Origin of the sequence: Sphaerochaeta sp. (assembly GCA_022482495.1) — a bacterium.
Taxonomy (GTDB): domain Bacteria; phylum Spirochaetota; class Spirochaetia; order Sphaerochaetales; family Sphaerochaetaceae; genus RUG023.
The window spans coordinates 173,753-196,546 of record JAKVPA010000001.1 but is presented as its reverse complement, the minus strand read 5'-3'; the positions used below and the strand labels follow the sequence as shown (position 1 = coordinate 196,546).

The 22,794-nt window shown below is 57.6% G+C and carries 23 protein-coding genes and 1 tRNA gene; 13 read left to right on the top strand and 11 right to left on the bottom strand.

Translation table 11 applies throughout. The annotated features are described in order from the left end of the window. Window positions 1-4 precede the first annotated feature (4 nt). Complete coding sequence (locus tag LKE28_00955; protein ID MCH3906847.1) at window positions 5-1,069, bottom strand: uracil phosphoribosyltransferase; 1,065 nt, start codon at window positions 1,067-1,069, stop codon at window positions 5-7. Between the two features lie 90 nt (window positions 1,070-1,159). Here LKE28_00955 and LKE28_00950 point away from each other — a divergent pair, with 90 nt between their 5' ends. Next, a complete protein-coding gene (locus LKE28_00950; protein MCH3906846.1) occupies window positions 1,160-1,789 on the top strand; it encodes an adenylate kinase in 630 nt (209 codons plus the stop codon). Window positions 1,790-1,823: 34 nt separating this feature from the next. Here the strand turns inward: LKE28_00950 and malQ are convergent, their stop codons facing one another. The 5 genes from malQ to LKE28_00925 form a co-directional block, all read right to left on the bottom strand. Continuing rightward, window positions 1,824-3,335, bottom strand: coding sequence for a 4-alpha-glucanotransferase (gene malQ / locus LKE28_00945; protein ID MCH3906845.1), 1,512 nt, complete (start codon window positions 3,333-3,335; stop codon window positions 1,824-1,826). 2 nt (window positions 3,336-3,337) lie between these two features. Continuing rightward, window positions 3,338-4,390, bottom strand: a complete 1,053-nt coding sequence (locus tag LKE28_00940; protein ID MCH3906844.1) for a LacI family transcriptional regulator — start codon at window positions 4,388-4,390, stop codon at window positions 3,338-3,340. A gap of 3 nt (window positions 4,391-4,393) precedes the next feature. After that, window positions 4,394-5,239, bottom strand: coding sequence for a carbohydrate ABC transporter permease (locus LKE28_00935; GenBank protein ID MCH3906843.1), 846 nt, complete (start codon window positions 5,237-5,239; stop codon window positions 4,394-4,396). Beyond that, window positions 5,236-6,078, bottom strand: a complete 843-nt coding sequence (locus LKE28_00930; protein MCH3906842.1) for a sugar ABC transporter permease — start codon at window positions 6,076-6,078, stop codon at window positions 5,236-5,238. The genes LKE28_00935 and LKE28_00930 overlap by 4 nt, the downstream gene beginning before the upstream one ends. A gap of 64 nt (window positions 6,079-6,142) precedes the next feature. Continuing rightward, the gene (locus LKE28_00925) at window positions 6,143-7,510 is read right to left on the bottom strand and encodes an ABC transporter substrate-binding protein (protein MCH3906841.1); all 1,368 of its coding nucleotides are present in this window, start codon (window positions 7,508-7,510) and stop codon (window positions 6,143-6,145) included. Between the two features lie 139 nt (window positions 7,511-7,649). On the opposite strand from LKE28_00925, the gene LKE28_00920 reads away from it, so the two are divergent. Then, window positions 7,650-9,488: a glycoside hydrolase family 13 protein gene (locus LKE28_00920; protein ID MCH3906840.1), complete on the top strand. Its 1,839-nt coding sequence runs from the start codon at window positions 7,650-7,652 to the stop codon at window positions 9,486-9,488. A 58-nt stretch (window positions 9,489-9,546) separates the two neighbouring features. Further along, window positions 9,547-11,061 (top strand): IMP dehydrogenase, encoded by a 1,515-nt coding sequence (locus tag LKE28_00915; protein ID MCH3906839.1) that lies wholly within the window; start codon window positions 9,547-9,549, stop codon window positions 11,059-11,061. A 2-nt stretch (window positions 11,062-11,063) separates the two neighbouring features. Here the strand turns inward: LKE28_00915 and LKE28_00910 are convergent, their stop codons facing one another. After that, on the bottom strand, window positions 11,064-11,639 hold the full coding sequence (locus tag LKE28_00910; protein ID MCH3906838.1) for a TetR/AcrR family transcriptional regulator: 576 nt from the start codon (window positions 11,637-11,639) through the stop codon (window positions 11,064-11,066). A gap of 254 nt (window positions 11,640-11,893) precedes the next feature. On the opposite strand from LKE28_00910, the gene LKE28_00905 reads away from it, so the two are divergent. From LKE28_00905 to LKE28_00880, 6 genes are all read left to right on the top strand, one after another. Then, window positions 11,894-11,965: transfer RNA gene (locus LKE28_00905), tRNA-Val, on the top strand. Between the two features lie 143 nt (window positions 11,966-12,108). Continuing rightward, complete coding sequence (locus LKE28_00900; protein ID MCH3906837.1) at window positions 12,109-13,392, top strand: anion permease; 1,284 nt, start codon at window positions 12,109-12,111, stop codon at window positions 13,390-13,392. 51 nt (window positions 13,393-13,443) lie between these two features. Continuing rightward, window positions 13,444-14,253: a putative ABC transporter permease gene (locus LKE28_00895; protein ID MCH3906836.1), complete on the top strand. Its 810-nt coding sequence runs from the start codon at window positions 13,444-13,446 to the stop codon at window positions 14,251-14,253. A 50-nt stretch (window positions 14,254-14,303) separates the two neighbouring features. Further along, complete coding sequence (locus LKE28_00890) at window positions 14,304-14,999, top strand: YggS family pyridoxal phosphate-dependent enzyme (protein MCH3906835.1); 696 nt, start codon at window positions 14,304-14,306, stop codon at window positions 14,997-14,999. Further along, window positions 14,996-15,337 carry a hypothetical protein gene (locus LKE28_00885; GenBank protein ID MCH3906834.1) on the top strand — a complete coding sequence of 114 codons (342 nt, stop codon included), beginning with the start codon at window positions 14,996-14,998 and terminating at the stop codon, window positions 15,335-15,337. The genes LKE28_00890 and LKE28_00885 overlap by 4 nt, the downstream gene beginning before the upstream one ends. Then, on the top strand, window positions 15,327-16,244 hold the full coding sequence (locus LKE28_00880; protein ID MCH3906833.1) for an RluA family pseudouridine synthase: 918 nt from the start codon (window positions 15,327-15,329) through the stop codon (window positions 16,242-16,244). Before LKE28_00885 ends, LKE28_00880 begins: the two co-directional genes overlap by 11 nt. Here LKE28_00880 and LKE28_00875 read toward each other — a convergent pair. Together LKE28_00875 and LKE28_00870 are read right to left on the bottom strand one after the other, a co-directional pair. Continuing rightward, the gene (locus LKE28_00875) at window positions 16,213-16,836 is read right to left on the bottom strand and encodes an MBL fold metallo-hydrolase (protein ID MCH3906832.1); all 624 of its coding nucleotides are present in this window, start codon (window positions 16,834-16,836) and stop codon (window positions 16,213-16,215) included. The two genes, LKE28_00880 and LKE28_00875, sit on opposite strands and share 32 nt — an antisense overlap. Then, a complete protein-coding gene (locus LKE28_00870; protein ID MCH3906831.1) occupies window positions 16,833-17,414 on the bottom strand; it encodes a pentapeptide repeat-containing protein in 582 nt (193 codons plus the stop codon). The genes LKE28_00875 and LKE28_00870 overlap by 4 nt, the downstream gene beginning before the upstream one ends. A 64-nt stretch (window positions 17,415-17,478) precedes the next feature. Here LKE28_00870 and rsgA point away from each other — a divergent pair, with 64 nt between their 5' ends. Beyond that, window positions 17,479-18,441 (top strand): ribosome small subunit-dependent GTPase A, encoded by a 963-nt coding sequence (gene rsgA / locus LKE28_00865; GenBank protein MCH3906830.1) that lies wholly within the window; start codon window positions 17,479-17,481, stop codon window positions 18,439-18,441. Continuing rightward, the gene (locus tag LKE28_00860) at window positions 18,422-20,764 is read left to right on the top strand and encodes a Smr/MutS family protein (GenBank protein ID MCH3906829.1); all 2,343 of its coding nucleotides are present in this window, start codon (window positions 18,422-18,424) and stop codon (window positions 20,762-20,764) included. Before rsgA ends, LKE28_00860 begins: the two co-directional genes overlap by 20 nt. On the opposite strand, the gene LKE28_00855 is transcribed toward LKE28_00860, so the two are convergent. Beyond that, window positions 20,749-21,432, bottom strand: coding sequence for a DMT family transporter (locus LKE28_00855; GenBank protein MCH3906828.1), 684 nt, complete (start codon window positions 21,430-21,432; stop codon window positions 20,749-20,751). The two genes, LKE28_00860 and LKE28_00855, sit on opposite strands and share 16 nt — an antisense overlap. 38 nt (window positions 21,433-21,470) lie before the next feature. Between LKE28_00855 and LKE28_00850 the strand changes: the two genes are divergently transcribed. Together LKE28_00850 and udp are read left to right on the top strand one after the other, a co-directional pair. Further along, window positions 21,471-21,668 carry a hypothetical protein gene (locus LKE28_00850; GenBank protein MCH3906827.1) on the top strand — a complete coding sequence of 66 codons (198 nt, stop codon included), beginning with the start codon at window positions 21,471-21,473 and terminating at the stop codon, window positions 21,666-21,668. Next, complete coding sequence (gene udp / locus LKE28_00845; GenBank protein ID MCH3906826.1) at window positions 21,661-22,437, top strand: uridine phosphorylase; 777 nt, start codon at window positions 21,661-21,663, stop codon at window positions 22,435-22,437. Before LKE28_00850 ends, udp begins: the two co-directional genes overlap by 8 nt. Here udp and LKE28_00840 read toward each other — a convergent pair. Further along, the gene (locus LKE28_00840) at window positions 22,418-22,738 is read right to left on the bottom strand and encodes a hypothetical protein (protein MCH3906825.1); all 321 of its coding nucleotides are present in this window, start codon (window positions 22,736-22,738) and stop codon (window positions 22,418-22,420) included. The genes udp and LKE28_00840 overlap by 20 nt on opposite strands. Window positions 22,739-22,794: the final 56 nt, after the last annotated feature.

The window sequence follows — 22,794 nt, the reverse complement described above, 5'->3', positions numbered from 1 at the left end:
CGGTTCATTTCCCCAGGACGGTGTCTTCGATGACCCGTACCTGCGCGCGGTACAGGTTGACGATGTTGGTGCCGTAATCGGCGATCAACTGGATCATGTTGCGGGGCTTGTCCCCGGTGTCCAGCCCGTTCAACCGGTCTCCGGCATCCCCAAGACCCGGCAGGATGTACGCCTGGTCGTTCAGCACCGGATCCATCCAGAGCGTGTAGACTTCCGCTTCCGGGAGCGCCCTGCAGATGCGCAGGCTTCCTTTCAACGCGGCGATGACGTTGATGAACTTGATGGATTTCGGCTTGATGTCCTTGCTCTTCAGGTAGTTGATGATCGTCACCAACGATCCTCCGGTGGCGTTCATCGGATCGGCGAACACCAGATCCTTGCCGTCCAGGCTCTTCAGGTCAAAGAACGAACGGTCAAGATCCAGCACGTAGTCCATGTTGGACTCATGCTTCGTCTCATCCCGTTTGATCTTGAACAGGGCAAACGGCGTGACAAAGTTGTCCGAACTGTAGTCCTGGATTTCCTTGGAGAGGATCATCGAGGGGAGGAGGGCTCCGCGGAGCATGACGCACATCACGCTGTTGTGGATCAGATTGTCCACGTCGGGGATGCGGTGTACGGCATAGTTGCGCACCGGATTGGTCACCGGCGTCTTGGTGATGATGCTCCGTTTGTTGGGCAGAGCCGCGTCGGCGAAGACGTGGGAGAAGAGCAGTTCGTATGCCCGCTGGATGTAGTACAGGAACTCTTCGTGCTGCGTTTCCGGAGAGCGGAGTTTGGCGATCAAGCGGCTGGCTTCCCCGTGTTGTTCCTGGGGCGTCTCAAACGAATAGACGTGGATCCGTTTCACTTCGGACGTCACCTGCTTCAGGTACGAGCCGATCTCCGACGCATTCTCCACCAATCCCTTGCGGGCCGTTTCCAGATTCACCACGTCGGTGGATGTGTCCAGAATCTCACAGTACGACAACGACTGGGCGTACATCTTGTCCGCCGTGGCGATCTTGTTCTTGTCGTCTTCGTTCAGATAGCCATCCAGGTCGGTGGCGTGCAGCACGATTTTGCTCATGGTATTGACTCCTCAACCGGAAATACTACCTCAGTTGCCCTTTTAACGCAAACCCTCTTTTGGTATGATTTGGACAAGGAGCGAAAAAAGATGAATCTTGTGTTTCTTGGCCCTCCCGGAGCGGGGAAGGGTACGATAGCGGAACTGGCGAAGGATATCCTGGGCATTCCCCACATCTCCACGGGAGATCTGTTCAGGGCGAACATCAAGAATGAAACGGAACTGGGCAAGCAGGTCAAATCAATCCTTGCTTCCGGTGGCCTTGTGCCGGATGAAGTGACCATCGCCATGGTGAAGAACCGCCTCTCTGAAGCGGATGCCAAGAAAGGGTACATCCTGGACGGCTTTCCCCGCACCATACCCCAGGCGGACGCGCTGGGCGCGATGAGCCACGTTGATGCGGTGGTGAACTTCGTCGTTCCGGATGACGTGATCATCAAACGGCTTTCCGGACGCCGGGTCTGCAAGAGCACCGGCCGGACGTACCACATCCTGTACAACCCTCCCAAGAAAGAGGGAATCGATGATGATACCGGGGAGCCGTTGATCCAGCGGGATGATGACAAGCCGGAAGCGATCGCACATCGGCTGGAGGTGTACGCCACCTCGACTGAACCGTTGATCAACTACTATCGTGCCAAAGGCTTGATCATCGACCTTGACGCGTCCGGTGAAGCGCATGCCATCACCGACGCGTTGGTCAAGAAACTGAAAAAATAACGTGCTTCAGACGGCCGGTTTCCCGGCCGTCATTTTATCTTCCGTACCACTTCACCAGCTGGTGGAACCACTGCAACGGAGGCTCGATGTTGTCTTTTTCTCCCAACTGCCATGACCAGTTCTGGTCTCCGCAGGTGGAAGGAGTGTTCATCCGCGCTTCGCTGCCCAGTCCCAGGATGTCCTGGAGCTGGAAGATGGCGAACTCGGCGTGGCTGGCCATCAGGGCGCGTACCAACGCATGGGGGACTTCCTCAGCGGCGCAACCCAGATATCCCATCACCATGGACTGGTCTTCCTTTCCCAGCTTGTCGAACCATCCCTTGATGGTATCGTTGTCGTGAGTGCCGGGATAGACGACGGCACGGTATCCATAGTTGTGGGGGAGGAAGGTGTCCTCAGCGTCAAAAGTGCCATCCGGCTTGCGGTTGAAGCCGAACGTGGCGATCCGCATGCCGGGGTAGTCGTTGTCATCCCGAAGTTTCTCCACTTCCGGCGTCATGAATCCCAGATCCTCCGCGATGATCTTCAGGTTCGGCAACTGGGCGCGCACCGCGTCGAAAAACGACTGGCCTGGCCCTTTGACCCAGACGCCATGTTCCGCCGTCTTGTCTCCCGCCGGAACGCTCCAGTAGGACTCGAATCCCCGGAAATGGTCGATCCTGATGTAATCGGTGTGGGACGCAAGCCGCTTCAGGCGCCGGATCCACCAGGCGTATCCGTTTTTCTTCATCTTTTCCCAGTCGTAGATCGGGTTGCCCCACAGCTGTCCGGTCGCGCAGAAACAATCAGGAGGAACGCCGGAGACCTTCCGGTATCGTCCGTTGGCATCCGTCTGGAACAGATCAATGTGGCTCCACGTGTCGGCGCTGTCGCTGGCGACGAAGATGGGAATGTCCCCGATGATCTCAACGCCCGCTTCGTTGGCAAACCGTTTCAGGCTGAGCCACTGCCGTTCGTACAGATACTGCAGCGCTTTCCACACCTCGATCTCCTCGGTATGCTCCTCCTCGATGTGGGCAAGCGCCACCGGGTCGCGATGGGCCACCTTGGGATCCCAGTGGGAGAACCACCGGGCATCCTGATACTGCTCGTACTCCACCATAAACAGGGCGTAGTCATCCAGCCAGTCGCTGTTTTCCTCACAGAAGCGTCCAAAGTCTTCCTGCACGGAATCGGTGGTGAGGAATTCCTTGGCCGCCCGTTTCAGCAGGGGAAGCTTCCAGCGGATCACCGCGTTGTAGTCCACCTTCCCGTCGGGGAATGAGGGATGTTGCTCGATGTCCAAAGCAGAGAGCCACCCTTCCCGTACCAACAGTTCGGGACTGATCATCAGCTCGTTGCCGGCGAAGGAGGAACGCGCAGCGTATGGGCTGTTGCCGTAGCCTGTAGGCCCTAATGGCAATACTTGCCACAGTTTTACCCCGACGTGGGTGAGGGAACGGACAAAGCCGTACGCCGCCGGTCCGAAATCCCCGATGCCATACGGGGTATACAAACTGGTCGGGTGCAGCAGCACCCCTGAAAATCGTTGCTTTTTGCTGTCCATGATTATGCTTTCCTTGGTCCCGCCAGACTTTCCCGCTTCACCAAGTGGAACGGGATCTCCATCCGTACGTTTCCCAAATGTTCCCCGTTGATCATCCGGAACAACGCTTCCGCCGCCATGGCGCCTTTTTCAAGCGCCGGTTGGTCGATGGTGGTCAGTGCCGGCCGGATGATACGAGAGGCCACATCATTGTCAAAACCGACGACGGAAATGTCATCGGGCACGTTCAATCCCCGTTCCTGGAACGCCGAGATGCACCCGATGGCGACGATGTCGCTCATCGTCACCACGCAGGTAGGGAGATTGGGCTGCGACGCGATCTTCCGACCGACATCCATGCCGTCGGTGAACGTGCACTCACTGACGAACTGCTGGATGTGCCGTGGATCGTTGATGTCCATCCACCGCTCGGAGAACGCTTTCTCAAAACCGCGGATTCGTTTGCGGGGGACGGAATCCTCGTCGGAATCATCACTGAAGGCCGCCGCCGTCAGGCTGACGATGGCGATGTCCTTGTGGCCTGCCGTCAGGACGGCATCCATCAACTGGTAGGCGGCTTCGCTGTCCTGGATGTTCACGCTGGGCATTTCGGCGGAAGGCGTTCCGTCGATCGTCACGTACGGGACTTTCCGTGCGTTGAGGATGTCGACGATATCCATGCCCACTTTCATCCCCAGGGCGATCAAGCCATCCACGGCGGCATTGCGCACCGCCTGGACGATGCTTCCTTCCAGCGGAGGGATCAAAGTCAGGGTGTAGCCATGTTTCTGGCACACCATCCCGATCCCTTCGACCACTTCCCCGACATAGGGATTCCCCAACGAGTACATCACATCCTGGGGAAGGAGAAACCCGACGGACATATGCTTGCGCAAGCTGAAGTTTCGTGCCATCGGGTCAGGAATATACCCAAGGCGGTTGGCGACCTCCAAGATCTGGGCGCGGGCCTTCGCACTGATACGTGACGGCTCGTTGAACGCGAAAGAGACTGCGGTTTTCGAATATCCGGACTCCTGGGCGATGTCCTTGATTGTCGGTCGTTTTCCCTGTGTCATGGTTTACCCCTTCACCGCGCCGGCAACAACACCCTTGATGATGAACCGTTGCGCGGAGAAATAAAATAGGATGATTGGAATCATCGCCAGCACCAGCATGGCCATCATGGCTCCCATATCCACCGAACCGTATCCGCCGCGCAGGTACTGGATGGCCACCGGAATCGTCTTGTAGTCGTTGCCGATGGTCAGGTAGGGGAGGAGGTAATCGTTCCACACCCACATGGCGTTGAGGATCGAGACGGTGATGGCCGTCGGCTTGAGCATCGGGAACACCACCTGGAAGAAGGTGCGTACCGGGCCGGCTCCGTCGATCATGGCGGCTTCCTCCAGGGCCAGCGGAATGCTCTTGATGAATCCGCTGAACATGAAGCTGGACATGCCGCACCCGAACCCGATGTACAGCACGATGATGCCCACCGGATTGTCCAGGTGGAGCATGTTGGCCATCTTGCTCATGGTGAACATCACCATCTGGAACGGGACGATCATGGAGAAGACCAAGAGATAGTAGACGAACGAGGTGAACTTGCTCTTCACCCGGGTTATGTACCATGCCAGCATGCTGGTCACCAGCGCGATGCCCAGTACGGAGAAGACGGTGATGAACAGCGAGTATCCGAAGGCGCGGAAGAACTGTGTCTTCATGACGCCGGTGACGTAGTTCTCACTGCCGGTATACGTATCGGTGTTGGGAAACACGAATGGTTCGTTGGAGATGTACAGCTTGCTCTTGAACGAGTTCATGAACACGATGAAGATCGGGGCGAGGAACAACGCGGCAAGCGCCACCAGCACGACAAACAGAATGATCCGCGAAACGCGGGAGCCTTTGGTTTGGACGTTCATGATTCCACCTCCTTGCTCCGGGTGACCCTGAGCTGGGTCAGGGCGATCAAGGCGACGATGATGGTGAACAGCACCGCTTTTGCCTGTCCCACGCCCTCAAATCCACTTCTGCCGTAGAACGTATTGTAGATGTTCAGCGCCAGCATCTCGCTCTTCTTCCCCGGATCCCCGGCCGTCAAGGCGAGGTTCTGGTCGAACAGCTTGAAGCCGTTGGTCAGCGTGAGGAACGTGCAGATGGTGATGGACGGCATCACGCTGGGGATGATCACGTGCCGGAGCATCGTCCCCTTGCCGGCCCCGTCAATCTCCGCAGCCTCGATCAGATCGCTGGAGATGTTCTGGATGCCGGCGATGTAAATGACCATCATGTAACCGACATTCTGCCAATTCATCAAGATGACCAAGCCCCAGAAGCCATATTTGGCGTCACTGACCAACGTCACCCCGCTTTTCATCAAAATACCGTTCAGAATGACCTGCCAGATCCATCCCAGCACGATGCCGCCGATCAGGTTGGGCATGAAGAAGATCGTGCGGAACACGTTGGTGCCCTTGATGCCACGGGTCAAAAGCATTGCCAAGGCGAACGCGATGACGTTGATGGTCGCCATGCTGACGATGGTGAACAGCACGGTGAAGCCGAACGCGTGGCCGAAGTTGCCATCCACGAACATCTTTGCGTAGTTGGACAGCCCGACAAACTTTGCGTTGGTCAGGTTGGTGAATTTGCAGAATGACAGGATGACCCCGAGGATCATCGGGATGAGGAACGCCAGGCAAAAACAGATCAAACCTGGCAGCGCGAACAGCGTGAAATAACGTTTCAACGCTCTTTGCATGAAAACCCCCTTTGGGAAACAAAAAAGAAAGGCCGTCCCCGAAGGGACGACCTCGGGTTCTCCCTCAGTGCGTGAGCTTGTACTCGCTCGCCCACTGGTCGACAGCGACCTTGCTGACCTGGTCCCAGCTCTTCTGGCCCTGGGCATACTCAAGCAGCGCGGCGCCGAAACTGTTCTTCCACTCTTCGGAAGGAATCGCGGCGAACGCCCAAGGAATCGAGGAGACTCCCGGTTTGTTCATCCACTGGACCACCTGTTTGGCAAGCGGGTCGGTGGGCATCTCGTCTTCCTTGAAGCTGTTGAACGGCGTGATGAACATCAAGTCTTCCTTGACGATCTTCTTGCCGGTGTCCGAAGAGAACAGCCAGGTGAGGAACTGGTCGGCGTACTTCTGGGTATCGGCCGAGACGTTCTTGTTGATGCACAGATAGTTCTCTGTTCCGACGCAAAGCCCGCGGCTGGATTCGCCGTCGATCCCCATGTAGATCGGCAGGAACTTGATGTCGTCATTGGCGACGGTGTTGCCCTTCACTCCAAGAATCTGGCTGGCGCCCCAGTTGCCGTTCTGCACCATGGCGACCTTGCCAAGGGCGAACTCGGCCATGGAATCATCCACGCTCTTGGAACCGAGCAGACCCGGTTTGGTCAGACTGTTCTGCAGGTACAGGTCAAAGATGTTCTGGAAGTTCTTCCCATACTTGAACGTGATGGTGCTGGAAGCCAGTCCCGCGAGCACTGCGTTGTCATAGTTCTTGTTTTCGGCGAACTCATAGTACAACGGAACGTTCACAAGGTGGGTTTGCCATCTCCACTGGTTGCCGGCTGACAGGGACGTGGAAGCGAAGACTCCCTCGATTCCCAGCTGGCTCTTGTGCTTGGTCATGTCCTCGACCACCGCTTTCAACGTAGCGAAGTCTTTGATCTCTTCTGCACTGCTGATGGACACCGCCTTGTCGGCCAGCGCGAAGTACTTGCGCATGATGGCGTCGTTGTAGATGATGCCATAGCCTTCGACGGCGTACGGGATCGCAAGAACCTGGTCGCCATTGGTCAGCGCCATGCTCTTGTCACCCAGCAACTGGTAGAAGCCGGTGTTCTTCAGATCTGCGGTGGAGTCCAGGTTTTCGGCCAAGCCAACCGGTCCGTTGGTCTGGAAGATCACCGGCGGGTTGTTCTTCGCCATTTCGCTCTTCAGCGTCTGGGCGTAGGTGCCGCTGGCGGCGGTGACGACCTTCAGCTTGATGCCGGTCTCGGCCTCGAATGCAGGAGCTACCTTCTGCGTATATACGTCTGCGATTTCCGGTTTGAAGTTCAGGAAGTACACTTCCTTCGCCGCAGAGGCGGAAGAAGCCGTGCTTTCGCTGGCGCCCTGCGCGAAGACAGAGCCCACCATGGCTACGCACAGCAATGCGATCACAAGTGTCTTTTTCATTTGACTACTCCTTTTCCCAATTTCCCAGATTGAATCCTGTTCAATTCTGGTGTATACTACAGAGAGTAAACCGGTTTTCTAAAACGGTCAACCAGAAATGTTTGGATATTAATAGAACATTTTTGCAGGAGGTGTAACGATGTGGGAAAACGGCGTCGACAGCGGGGTCAACCGCTCCTACGTATCAAATCTGTACCCCAAACGCGGGGAGGAGATCACCCTGTCCATCCAGGTGCCCGACGAGAGTCCGGTGCTGCAGGTGTTGCTGGTGACGTTCTCTGCCGACCGTCAGGAGAATCATCCGTGCGTGAAAAACGGAAACCGGTATGCCGCTACGGTGTGTGTTTCCCATCCGGAAGGCATCTGGTGGCATTTCGTGCTGTGTACATCAGACAGCTATCTGTACGTTTCGGAGAAGGGCGTGCGCAGGTCTGTGCCGGTCCTTCGGGACTGCTTCTTCCTGAAACCGGATCTGGACGCCGCCACCTGGGTCGCTTCCTCCACCTGTTACCAGATCTTCCCTGACCGGTTCTGCAAAGGTGATGCAAGCGTCGGGGCGAAAGAAGGGGAATACCAATTTGACGGCGGTACGGTGACGGTCCATCCGTTCACCGACAAGCCGCTCCCGTTCGAACAGGGCCGGTGCCTGGATTTCTTCAACGGGGACCTGGCCGGCATCCAGCAGAAACTGGACTATCTGAAAGAGCGGGGGTTCGATACGTTGTATCTCAATCCGATCGGCGCGTCACGCACCACCCACCGGTATGACTGCACCGACTATTTCCAGGTGGATCCCAAGCTGGGAGGAAACGAGGCGTTCATCCGCCTGATGGACGCCGCCCACCAGAAGGGGATGCGGATCGTTGTGGATATTTCCATCAACCACACCGGTATCGAGCATCCCTGGTTCAAGAGAGCCGTGGCCGATCCCCAGAGCAAGGAACGGGGGTATTATTACTTCAGTGAAGACGGTACTTCGGAAAAATGGAACGGTGTACCGACCCTTGCCCAGCTGAACTATGGCAATAAGGAACTCAGGGACATCATCTGGAGAGGCGAGGACAGCGTCCTGAAGAGCTTCCTCAAGCCTCCATTCTCCCAGGACGGCTGGCGTCTGGACGTGGCGGCTGAAGTGGGGCGCACCCGCACGGACGACTACTGCCACGAGGTATGGAGAGAAGTGCATGAAAGCGTGAAAGCCGTCAATCCCAAGGCGTATCTGGTCGGGGAGGACTGGCTTGATTCCTCCTCCCACCTCCATGGGGACGAATGGGATGCCACGATGAACTATCTGGGTTGCAGCCGTCCGCTGCGTTCCTGGATGGGTGAGACGGACAAGTATCTTTCCGGTGGGTGGGGCGCGGATCCCAACCCTACGCGTCCGTACAGCGGACGGGATCTGGCCGACGCCATCACCGACGCCATGCTGTCCGTACCCAGCCAGATGCGCTTTTTGCAGTTCAATGTGATCGACACCCACGACATCCCCAGACTTTCCTGGAAAGGAAAACAGGACTTTTCCGTATTCGCCGGATGCGTCATGCTGCAGTACCTGCTGCCAGGCATGCCATGCACCTACTACGGGGACGAGGTGGGGCTGGAAGGCCCGTACGGTTCCATCGAGGATTGCCGCTATCCCATGCAGTGGGATGCCTCAAAGTGGGATGAGCGGTACGTCGCGTTGTACCGGGAACTCGCCCGCGACCGGGCCGAGTACCGTGATCTGCTTGCGTTCGGCGCCTGGCGGTTCATCGCCGTCGGTCCCGAGCAGGTGGCTTTCGCCCGATACGACGGGAAGGTTGCGCTCGTCGCCGTTTTGAACCGTTCGCAGGAGCGGTGCCGGATTCGCATGGACAATTACGTGCTGGGCATGCAGACGGCGCGTGAGACGGACAAGGTGTCGTTCCACGGTGAGTGGATCGAAGTGGATCTGAAGCCGAAGGAAAATCTGATGCTGCACCTTTCCTCCCGCTTGTAACTTCCCTGCAAAGATGTAAAAATAACGTGCCATATACCATTCCCCTAAGGAGTCGTTTATGGCCTTCTTTTTTGATGAACCTTCCCATACGTTCGGCGAGTATCTGTTGATCCCCGGGTATACCGGGCGCGATTGCGTGCCTGCCAACGTTTCGCTGAAAACCCCGCTGGTCAAGTATCCGGCGGGCGGCACATCTCCCATCACGCTGTCCATTCCGATGGTCTCGGCATGCATGCAGAGCGTCAGCGGAGAGCGGATGGCCGAGGCTTTGGCTCGGGAAGGAGGTCTCTCCTTCATTTACTGTTCGCAGAGTGTCGCCGACGAAGCGGCCATGGTGGCCAGGGTGAAGGGATTCAAGGCGGGGTTTGTGCCGTCGGATTCCAACATTCGGCCGGACCAGAGCCTGAAGGACATCATCGCGCTGAAGGAACGGTACGGGCACTCCACCATCGCCGTAACGGAGGATGGAAGCCCCAACGGACGGCTTCTCGGGGTGGTTACCAGCAGGGACTGGCGTCCCAGCCGGATGAGCGAGGAGACCAAAGTGTCCACGTTCATGACGCCGTTCGAAAAGCTGGTCTACGCCAAGGATCCCATCACGCTCAGTGAGGCGAACGACATCCTGTGGGATCACAAGCTGAACAGCCTGCCGATCGTCGACGAACAGAACCATCTGAAATACTTCGTGTTCCGCAAGGACTATGACAGCCACAAGGAGAACCCTGAGGAGTTGCTGGACCAGCACAAACGGTACCTGGTAGGAGCGGCCATCAACAGCAGGGATTACGCAGAGCGTGTCCCGGCTCTGGTCGAAGCGGGGGCGGACTGCCTGTGCATCGATTCCTCCGAGGGTTATTCCCAGTGGCAGGCGGACACGTTGCAGTGGATCCGCGCTCATTACGGGGATTCGGTGAAAGTAGGGGCGGGCAACGTCGTTGACGCCGAAGGGTTCCGTTTTCTTGCCGACGCAGGGGCTGATTTCGTCAAGGTTGGCATCGGGGGCGGCTCCATCTGCATCACCCGTGAGACGAAAGGCATCGGGAGAGGGCAGGCCACGGCGGTGATCGAAGTGGCCAGGGCGCGGGACGAATACTGCAAAAAGACAGGCATCTATGTTCCGATCTGCTCGGATGGCGGCATCGTGCTGGATTACCACATCACCCTTGCCTTGGCGATGGGCGCCGACTTTGTCATGCTGGGCCGGTACTTCGCCCGCTTTGACGAAAGCCCGACGGAAAAGCTGATGGTCGGCGGCAGTTACATGAAGGAATACTGGGGCGAAGGTTCGGCACGGGCCCGCAACTGGCAGCGGTACGATTTGGGCGGAAAGGGTGGAAAGCTGAGTTTCGTCGAAGGCGTCGATTCCTATGTCCCGTACGCCGGGGCCTTGAAGGACAACGTCCAGGTGACGCTCTCCAAAGTGAAATCAACGATGTGCAACTGTGGTTGCATGACCATCAAGGACCTGCAGAAGAACGCACGCCTGACGTTGGTCAGCGAGACCAGTATCGTGGAAGGCGGCGCCCATGACGTGCTTCTGAAGGATTCCTCCTCGACGCTCCAGGGAAAGTAAGGCTACTCCCGTCGCTCAAGGACGGAAAGCCCCATGGAGGAGAGCCGGTCGATGAACAGCGCAATGGTCGCCGGGCTTTCCTGCATGTCGTTCATCACCCATTCTCGGATCAGGGCGACGGAGCCGTTGGAGAAGAACAGGTACAGCCTTTCCATATCTTCGTCCGTCAGGCCCGGACAGAGGCGTTGCCACGTGGCGATGGTTTTCTGATGGGCGAAACGGAGGATTTTCTCCAGGCAGTCCTTGTCTCCGTAGGGAGAAAACAGCACCTTGCACAGCTCGCCGTTCTCCTTCAGATTGGTCAGGATGTCCATCACCATGGCGGAGACTGACTCCTCTCCCAGTCCATGCTCAAGGGAAGAGCGCACCGACTGGAACAGCTCATCCTCGATCTGGTCAAGCAACTCTGCGATGTCTTTGTAATGGGCGTAGAAGGTCGTGCGGTTCACGTCCGCTTTCTCACAGAGTTCCTTGACGGAGATTCTGGTGATCGGGCGATCCCGCATCAGTTCCAACAGGCTTTGCTTGAGGATCATCCGGGTGTAGCGCGCCCTTCGGTCCAGTTTCATTGTGTCCATATTCCCAACACCTATGCATCCGTTGTACGGGATATTCGGAAAGTCGTCAACAGAAACAAGAAGTATGTCCGCAATATATCAGAAAGTTTTTTATTGCGACGCGGAAAACGATGAAATCAATGGCAGGATTTTGGAAAAGCGGGGAGCAGAACGGAACCGTTTCCAATGGATGCGGGGACGAACCGGGAAACTCCTGCTCTTTTTCCCCGCTCCCTTGCCTAAAACGACAAAAACCTTTATATCTCTTAGGAGTTGGCCGGATAGCTCAGCGGGAGAGCAGTTGCCTTACACGCAACGGGTCGGGGGTCCAAATCCCTCTCCGGTCAAAGAAAGGGGAGTAGTCCTTCACCGTGTGGAGCCAACAACCGGCATGACTGCCTGGTTCCACTGCCCTCTGCAAAGGGGGAGCACAAGACCTTTCGGTATGCTTCGCATCACCGGGAGGCCTTTTTTTGTGGGAGTGTGTGAGATGAGTGGAATGCAGATCGCCGTGTTGTCCCTTGCCGTCGCCATGTACGCCGTGGTGATCATCAAAGGAGACTGGAAAGCCTGGGCGGCGTTGATCACCGCAGCCATCATGATGGCGCTGGGCGTCGTCGGGGTGAAGGAATCGTTCACCACGTTGATCAACTGGGACGTGCTTGCCATTTACGTGGGGAGCCTCGTCATCGCCGAGCTGTTCATCTACAGCAACGCTCCTGCATGCATCGCCGACCGCATCATCGCGCGTTCCTCCAACGTAGGACTCTCCATCATCGCCATTCTGGTGCTCACCGGATTGATCAGCGCGGTGGTGGACAACGTGGCCACCGTCCTTCTGATGGCTCCGATCTGCCTTTCGCTCTGCCGCAAGCTGAAGATGGACCCCACCTATTTCATGATCGGGCTGGCGGTGATGGCCAACCTGCAGGGGACGGCCACGCTGGTCGGTGATCCCCCTTCGATGATCTTCGCCACCTTCGCCCATTACGGGTTCAACGATTTCTTCTTCTACGATGGAAAGATCTCCATCTTCTGGTTCGTCCAGATCGGCATGGTTGCCGGAGCGGTGTATTTCTGGCTGTACTTCCGCCGCTGGAACGAGAAACCGGTGGTGATGCGGGAGAAAAAGCTGCTTTCCTTCGTCCCCACCATCCTTCTGATCGCCATGATCATCGGACTGGCCATCTGTTCGTTCATCTTCGGCGGTCTGAGCGCGGCAAGCGGCATCTTTGTCATGGCCCTTGCCGTCATCGGGCTGTTCTGGTACCGCTTCTCCCAGAAGAAAGGGCGCAGCGAAGTGCGTCGTCTGGTACGCGGGCTTGACTGGGAGACGATTTTGTTCCTGATCGGCGTGTTCGTCGTCGTTGGAGCGGTGCAGAAGAGCGGTCTCCTCGATCTGCTTGCCGAGTCATTGGGAAGGGCGATCGGCGGAAACGTCGTGCTGGGCTTCGTCCTGATCATTCTGGTGTCGGTCATCGTCTCTGGTTTCGTGGACAACGTGCCGTACATCATGGTGATGCTGCCGGTGGCGGCAAGCCTGTCCCAGTCGATGAACCTCCAGCCGGAGCTATACATGTTCGCACTGCTGATCGGCTCCTGTCTGGGCGGCAACCTCACGCCATTCGGAGCCTCGGCGAACATCGTCGCCATGGGCATCCTGAAGAAGGAAGGGCACAAGATGAACTTCGCCGATTGGCTGAAGATCGGGGTTCCCTTCACGCTGATAACCACCGTGGCATCCTCGGTGGCGCTGTACTTCGTCTGGCGTTAGACAGAAGCGGAAACCTATGGTACAGTACAACAGCCTGAAGAGGAGGCTGCCATGACGGCGAATCTGCTGTTCGACCGCTACGTCATCTATTTTTTCGTCTATTCGATCCTCGGATACATCGGGGAGGTGATCTACTGTTCCATCGGTGCCAGACGGCTTGTCAACCGTGGATTCATGTACGGGCCATGGCTTCCCATCTATGGCTTCGGAGGTGTGGCCGTGCGCATGCTGGGTGCCTGGATGGACCATTCCACCTCCGGTTCCACGCCCAATCCCGTGGTGGTGTTCCTCCTTTCCATGGTGATCTGCTCCCTCATTGAGTATCTTGGCTCCTGGATCCTGCAGCGTTGGTTCAACGTCAAGCTGTGGGACTACAGCAAGCACCACTTCAATATCAACGGACGGGTATGCCTGCTGAACAGCTCAATCTTCGGGCTGGCCGGTGTCCTGCTTACCTATGTGATCCATCCGATGCTCTCCGGCGGGATGAAATCACTGCCGGATGCCTTGGTGCCGGATTTCTCCAAGGCGATCATCGCCGTGATGAGCGTCGACGCCACGGCAAGCGTCCTGCGCATGTCCGGCTTCAAGCGGGGGCTTGCGGAGATCAAGGAGAAGGGAAGGCAACTGCAGGATCGTCTGGTGCTCCTGAAGGATACGGCCAGCACCGATGCGTTGGAACTGATCAAACGCAAATGGGAAGAGGAGATCATGGTCGCCAAGGACCGGTTCACCCGTTCCAACCGCCGCCTGTTGGACGCGTTCCCGACGATGACTTCCTCCAACCTGGAACTGAAAGGCCAGCTGGACACACTCAGGGAAAACTTCCGTGTGCTGCGGGAGAAACACTTCAAGAAGTGATCGGTTTCCCTTTTGCCGCGATTGTGCTAGATTGCAGGTGAGGCGTCACGATGAACATACAAGATCTGCGGGATGTGGAAGCTGATATCCGCAAGGTGGAGAAGGAAAGCGGAAGGGCGGAAGGCTCGGTCACGTTGATGGCCGTCTCCAAGCTGCATCCGTACGAGGATATCCTCTCGGCCTGGCAGGCCGGCCAACGGCTGTTCGGGGAAAACCATGTGCAGGAGATCGTCGGAAAATTCCCCGTCCCCCGTCCCGAGGGGATGATCCTCCATCTGATCGGACACCTGCAGTCCAACAAAGTGCGCAAGGTCGTCCCGTACGTGGACGGCATCGACAGCGTGGATTCCCTGAAATTGCTGGAAAAGATCGATGCGGAGTGCGCGCCGCTTGGCAAGGTGATGCCGGTCCTGCTGGAATGCAACACCAGCGGGGAAGAGGCGAAGAGCGGTTTCCTTACCGAAGAAGAGCTGTTTGACGCCATCGCTCACGCGGTGGATCTGTCCCATGTGGCGATCCACGGCCTGATGACCGTCGGCCCGCTGGAAGGAGGGCCGGAGAAGACCCGGGAGGCGTTCCGGTATCTGGCCCGCCTGCACCGTGACTGCCAGAAGAAATTCCCCCATGTGGATTTCTCTGTGTTGAGCATGGGGATGAGCGCTGATTTCCCCATCGCCATCCAGGAAGGTTCCACCATGGTCAGGGTGGGGACCAGGATCTTCGGCCAAAGGGACTACACCACGTGAGCCGACGGATCCTCTGCATCTGTCTGATCCTCCTTCTCGCGCTGCCGGTGTTTTCTGACAAACTGCCGGACTACGAGCCCTATCAGGAACAGGAATTCCCTCTGTGGTCGTATGAGTTGCGCAGGGCGGAGACGCTGTTCTTCGGATCCCTGGCCATCACGTTTCCCGTGACGGCGCTTGCATACAACGTCATCAATCTGCTCGGCGGAGACCTGCCCACCAGCCCCGCCCTGACCGTCACGCTCCGGCAGGCCGGAGTGGCAGCAGGACTGTCGCTGGGCATTGCGCTTGCCGACTACATCGTCGGACGGATCCAAGGAGCTTCCGATGCCCGATAGGCTGATGAGCCGCAGCTTCACCGTCCAGGAGCCGGCTTCCCGGCTGGACAAGTTCTGTGCGGAGCATGGCCTGAAGCGGAGTGTCTTTTCGGATGAAGGAACACAGATTCTGGTCAACGGGAAGCCTGCGAAGAAAAGCAGGGCGCTGGAGGCGGGGGACCAGGTGGAAGTGCAGTGGACGGAACAGTGCTTCGAGGGAGTGGTCCCCCAGGATATTCCGCTGGATGTCCTGTATGAGGATGACCAGATTTTGGTCATCAACAAACCCTCCGGGATGGTGGTCCATCCGGCGGCGGGAAACTGGGACCGTACGCTGGTCAACGCCCTGCTGTACCGGTATGGAGAAGACTTCTCCACCGGAGAGGATGATGAGGATGGGGATGTCCGTCGTCCGGGGATCGTCCATCGGCTGGACAAGGACACCTCCGGCACGATGATCATCGCAAAGACAAGCAAGGCGCACGCGGCATTGGCTGCGCAGTTCAAGGAACATACCACGGTCAAACGGTATCTGGCCATCGCCATGGGACGGTTTGCCGCACCACAAGGCAGTCTCCATACCGGCATCGCCCGGAGCGCCAGTGACCGGAAAAAGTTCGCCGTACGTCCATTGGGGGAAGGGAAGGAAGCCATCACCGACTGGAGCGTGCTCCGGCAACTGTCTTCGTATGCCTTGCTTTCCGTGGTGATCCACACCGGACGAACCCACCAGATCCGGGTGCATCTCTCTTCCATCGGACACCCGATCGCCGGGGATCCGGTGTATGGAAAAGCGGATGGAATGGATGGCTTGATGCTCCATGCCTTCAGCCTGACCATCCGGCATCCGGAAACCGGGAAGGTGATGACGTTCCGAAGCCCCTTGCCGGAGCGGTTCAAACCTCTTTTGCGTCTTCCCCGTCCCTGAGCAGGGACCGGGTCCGTTCGATGGTCTGAAGGTGCAGAAGATCCTGGTTGAACATCCGTTCAATGCGGAGTTTTGAGATCGAGCCGTGACCGGGGAACAACAAAAAGTTCTCATCCAGGCTCATCAGCCGGTTTTCCACGACGTTGCGCAGCAATTCCTGTTCCATGAACCCGTTGGAGGTGGCCAGTCTGCCGCCTTCCAGCGTATCTCCGCTGAACAGTGCGTGGTCGATCTGATAGGCCATGCTGTCCAGACTATGGCCCGGAACGTGGATGGCCCGTACGGTCAGCCCGCACAGGATGAGCTCTTCGCCATCATCGACCTTCTGCACCGGATAGTCGAAACGGGAAGGATCCGCGGCGTACACCACCGGATCATAGATTTTCTTCAGCGTCCCCATGCCGGCGACGTGCGCCTCATGGGCGTGGGTGACCAGCACCACCTCCACCATGTAGTGGTTGGCGACCAAGAGGGAGATCAATTCCTCGTCGATGTGCCCGGGGTCGATCATGATGCATCCGCCACCTTGCTCCCCGCCGACGATGTAGCTGTTGCAGAAACCAACGACGGAAAAATGGGGGAATATCTTCACAGCCGCGCCTCCTGGTAGTTGGAGTACTTGAACGAGACTCCTTTCTGGTCGGAGAAGCGGAAATCGCTTTTCTTCAGATTGCAGTCCTCGAACGACGTGTTCTTCAGATAGCTGGTGGGAAACGATGAGAAGTACAGGTCGCTGGAAGCGAAGCTGGTGTCGATGCTGGTGATGCCGGAGAAGTTGGAGTGGACGATGAAGGAGCCGGAGAAATCACAGTGAAGGAATTCGCTTCCCGAGAAGACGCTGTACCGGCAGTCAATGTCGTGGAACGTGCAGTGTTCGAACAGGCAGAAATCAAAGAACGAGGAGATCAGCTTGGCATGGGAGAAATCCATGTCACGGAACGTGCACCATGCGAAGTTGCTGGCGATGATCTCCTTCGTTTCCGGCAGGGTGATGCCTTCGAACTCCGCATCGGTGATGCACAGGTCCTTGACCACTTCCATGCTCTCCAGTTTCATCGTGCAGTAGGCGCGAAGCCGTTCTTTCTCCGTGCTGTGCCGGTAACAGGTATCCGTACCGCAGGCGACATAGGTATGGCAGGAAGGATGGTTGCAGGTCTTGAACGAAAACATACCCCGAGGGTGCCCTGTTTCCCTTCTGTTGTCAAGTTCCTTGGGTTCAGTGTACCATGCTCGCATGGAATACCGGCAAGGCCTTGTCACACGGGGCATCAACAATATCTACACCGTTCTGTGGGAAGGCCAATCCTTGCTCTGCCGCATCAAAGGCAAGCAGCTTGCCGGTCTGGTCAACGAGTACAATCCCATCGCCGTGGGGGATATGGTCCGTTTCAGCGCCGATCTGATGATCGTCCAGCGGCTGGATCGGAAGAACTGGTTCTCCCGGTGGAACGTCAAGGGGTTGTGCAACCAGTGTGTGGCGGCCAACCTGGACCAGGTGGCCATCGTCACCAGTGTGGAGAGCCCACCGTTCCGGCCCCGGTTCCTGGACCGTGCCATCGCCTGCTGCCATAACGTGGAGCCGGTCATCGTGATGAACAAGAGCGACATCCTGCTCACCGAAGAGGAGAACGAACGGTTTTCCCTGTACCACACGCTGGGCTACCGGATCATTGCCGTCAGTTCCCAGACGGGAGAAAACATCGAGGAACTCAAAAAGGTGCTTTCCGGCAAGACGACGGCGTTCATCGGGCAGAGCGGCGTGGGGAAGTCGACGTTGATCAACACGTTGTGCGGGAGCGGACAGCGGGTTGGTGCGATCAGCGAGAAGTTCAACCGCGGATGTCACACGACCAACTACTCCCAGATGATCATCTGTCCTGATTTTGTCGTCATCGACACGCCGGGGGTGCGTGAACTGTATCCCCCTCACGGGGATCCCCGGCAGATCGAACAGAGTTTCCCGGAGTTCCGCGCCAATGACCACCTGTGCGCCTATGCCGGTTGCCTGCATCAGGAGGAGCCGGGGTGCGGAATCAAGGAGATGGTCCAAAAGGGGACGATCCTGGCCGACCGGTACGAGAGTTATCTCAGAATGCTCCAATCCCTGTCGGAAATGACGCCCCAGTGGGTGCAGCGGGAGAAAAAAATGCCCAAAAAGGGCGAGAAATACAAGGTGTATGATGGAGAGTCAGAGTAGAAAGGATTTGGAATTCGACCGCGTGCTGGATGCGATCAGCAGGGAATGTTTGTCCGCCGAAGGGCGCGCCGCATTGGAAAGCTTGCCGTTCACCTCCGACCGCGCGACGCTGGAGGGTCGTCAGCAGATCATCGCATCATTCCTCACGCTTCTTTCCAGCGGGATGGTGCCAAATCCGACCCGTTTTCCTGATCTCACCGAGTTTTTCCGCCAGAACGGGGATCTCCGCTATCATGCCGACGGACAGACGCTGTACGCGCTTTCTTCCTATCTGCAGAGCGCGGCATCCTTCATCCGTTTCTGTCACGCGACGCTTTCGGACAATCTTTTCCAGGAGGCGCTTCTCCCCTTGTTCCCCGCGCGTCTCGATCCCACGCTCGCCGCATTGGGGGATGACATCGCATCGGCCCTTCAGCCGGACGGGACGGTCAAGCCCAGCCATCCTGCGATCGCCCGCTTGATCAGGCAGGTCGAGGATGCCCGGCAGGGTCGGCTCCGTTTCGCCCGGGAGTACATCAACGCCCACAAGGAAAAGGTGCAGAGTGACCAAGGGGCGTTCCGTGATGGCCGGCTGGTCATCCCGATGCGTTCCGACCGTTCCCAGACGGGGGATGGGTTCGTCACCGGGACGTCCCAGACGGGAAGCACGATGTTCGTCGAGCCGTTCCGTCTGGTGGAGCTGAACAACCAGGTGACGATGGCCCAGAACGAGATTCTGGTGGAAACAGCCAGGATCCTGAAGGAATTCTCCGATCGCGCCCGGGATCTGAAGGATGAGCTGACCCGCCTTTCCGGGCAGGTCGCGTTCGCCGACCAGTTTTATGCCCTGGCTCGCTACAGCCACCTTGAGCCGATGACCCGGACGGATCTCTCCGACGGCCCGCTCCATCTGGAACGCGCCTGGCATCCGCTCCTGGGGGCCAAGGCGGTTCCCATCACCATCCAGTTGGATGGACAGGTCAAGGCGGTGGTGTTCTCCGGCCCCAACGCCGGAGGAAAGACGGTGACCATCAAGACGGTGGGGCTCCTGTGCATGCTCAACCAGCTTTGTGGCTACATTCCCGCTTCCGAAGGATCCCGGATGCCATTGTTTGACGACGTATACACGGAGATTGGTGACGAACAATCCATTGAACAGGGACTGTCCACATTCAGTTCCCACATGCGCCGCATCGCCTTTATTCTCCGCCACATGACGGAGCGTTCCCTGGTGGTGCTGGATGAGCTGGGAAGCGGTACCGACCCGGTGGAAGGTTCTGCGTTGGCCCGCTCCATCCTGGAGGAGTGCCTCCGTCACGCGGCGTTGACGCTGGTGACCAGCCATCACGGGGTGCTGAAGGAATTCGCCTACGCCCGCGCCGATGTGCTGAACGCCTCGATGGAGTTTGACGGCCAAAGCCACAAGCCGACGTTCCGCGTCGTCCAAGGGGTGCCGGGGGACAGCCATGCGTTGGATACGGCGCGCGCCATGGAAGTTCCGCCCCAGGTCGTCCAGCGGGCACAGCAGTATCTGGGATCCTCCGCCGTACAGATCGGGGAGATCATCAAAGGCCTGGAACAGAAACGGCAGGAACTGCTCTCCCGAGAGGCAGAGATGCAGCAAAAGGAACAGGAACTGAAGGAACAGCAGGAAACACTCCATGCACGGGAAGAGCAGGTGCGGCGTCTCTCCCTCCGGCTGAAGGACGAGCAGTCCACCGATCTCGCCAAGTTCATGCGGGAGAAGAACAGTGAGCTGGAACAGCTGGTCGCCCGTTTGAAGAAAGAAGGGGTGAGCAGGGAGCAGACCGTCGCCGTCAAACAGTACGTCTCTTCCCTGCAACAGAAAAAACAGGAGACGGACCAGCAGTTGGAGCATGAGGAAGACGCCATCGTCTCCCAGGCCGAACCGCTTGCCGTAGGGGACGCCGTCCTCTGTGGACGAAACCATCGGGAAGGGGTGGTCGTCCGTGTGATGGGGAAGGGCCGCTACCAGGTAGCCATCGGGACGATGAAGCTGGAACTGAAACGGAAGGATCTGGTCAAAACAAAACAGACCAACGCGCCGACCGTCCAGGTGGTGTATACCGGACAGACGCCGGCTCCTGAATTGGAAATGGATGTGCGCGGTCTGACGTTGGAAGAAACGCTCCAGAAGCTGGACCAGGAGATCGAGCGGTGTCTGGTGCATGGGGTGACGCAGTTTTCCGTCATCCACGGCTACGGGGATGGCATCCTTTCCCAAGGCATTGCCGCCTATCTGAAAAAGCACCCTGCCGTGAAGGATTACCGGTTCGCCATGCCGGAAGACGGCGGCATGGGAAAAACTTACGTGGTTCTTTGAGTCGCCGGTTCTTTCTGGCTGAGCAGCACGGCGGCGAACACCACGGCGCATCCGGCAAGTTCCGCAGGGGTAAGTTTCTGTCTGAGGATCAAAAACCCGAATAACGCGGAGAACACCGATTCCAGGGAGAGCGGCAGCACCGCTTTCGCCGGCTCCACGTATTTCTGTCCCAGGATCTGCAGCGTATAGGCGACGCCACAGCTCATCACGCCGGCGTATACCAGGGGAACTGCGACGGATTTGATCGCTTCCCATGCCGGCGCCTCCAGAATGGTCAATGGGATGCCGATTACGGTAGCGGTGAGGAACTGTACGGTGGAAAGCGCGATGCCATCCACATCTTTGAAATGGTCGATCACCATGATGTGCAGTGCATAGCAGAACGCCGAGGCGAGGATGAACCATTCACCCCGGGAAATGCCGCCTTGCCGAAATCCTGTCAACAGCGCCATCCCCACCAGTGCAAGTCCTACGCACGCCCAGTTTCTGATGGTCACCTTCCTGCCGGTCAGAACGGAGAGGAATGGGACGATGACGATGTACAGGCTGGTGATGAACCCTGCTTTTCCGGTGATCGTCGTTGTGATGCCGATCTGTTGCAGCAGACTGGCGAAGCACAGGACGGTGCCACAGAGTACTCCTCCCACCCAGGTGCGCTTTTGCTTCAAATGGTGGCGTGAGATGGGCAGCAATACCAGAAACCCCTATGGCGAAACGGATGGTATTGAACGTCCACGGCCTGATCTGGCCGGAGGAGACGCTTTGGGCGACAAACGCCAAGCCCCAGATCACCGCGCAGGTGACGAGCAACAGGATTCCATGGGATTGCTTCATGGCGGGCAGTCTATCACGACTTTCCCGTTTTGGGAACGAGGAAACTGTGCTATGCTACAGGCATGAGTGATTATATGCAGGGAAGTGGTGTGCAGTACCATCTGCACATCAAGAAAGGGGATGTCGGGCGGTATGTGATCCTTCCCGGCGATCCCAAACGGGTGGAGAAGATCGCGTCTCATTTGGATGACGCCCATTTTGTTGCGGACAACCGTGAGTTCGTCACCTATACGGGAAGCCTGGAAGGGGTTCCCGTTTCCGTCTGTTCCACCGGGATCGGAGGGCCCTCCACCGCCATCGCCGTGGAGGAGCTGCACAATTGCGGGGCGGATACGTTCATCCGGATGGGCACCTGTGGTGGCATCGCCCTTCCGGTGATGGGAGGTGACTGCGTCATCGCGACCGGTTGTGTCCGGGCGGAAGGAACCAGCAGGGAATACGCTCCCATCGAATATCCGGCGGTTTGTGATTTCCAGGTGGTGACCGCCTTGGTCGCGGCCGCGAAGCGTCTGGGATACACATGGCATGCCGGGGTGGTGCAGTCCAAGGATTCGTTCTACGGACAGCATGACCCAGAGATCATGCCGGTCTCCTATGACTTGCTGCAGAAATGGGAGGCGTGGAAACGGCTTGGCGTGCTGGCCAGCGAGATGGAAGGAGCGGCGTTGATGTGCTGTGCCGCACACCTCGGCGCACGCGCCGGAGCATGCTTCTTCGTCGTGGGGAATCAGGAACGAGAGAAACTCGGCATGGACAATCCTAAGTTGTTTGATACGGAAGACGCCATCAAACTGGCGGTCGAAGGTATTCGGCAACTGATCAAGAACGATACAGTCTGACGCCTTTTCGGGAAAGTCTTTCCGTTTCGGTTTTCAGAAGCGACGCAAGATCTTCCGCTGATGTTGCGATGAGATAGGGTTCGATCGAGAACAGTTCCAGACCGGTAGCCGTATACGCCTTCTGTAATTGCTCACAGGGATACATCTCCAGATCGAGTTTGAAACGGATGTCGATGATGTCCTTTTCGATGTCTTCGCTCGCTACGAGCAATGTCTTGTCGTTTTGGAGATCGATCACGCGGACAAGCCCGCGTTGTGGCATATCGGAAAGAATGTATTTTTTCGTTGGTTGCGATTGCATGAAAGGAAGTATATCCAATTCATAGAGGAAATGCAAAACGGCGGGGAAATCCCCGC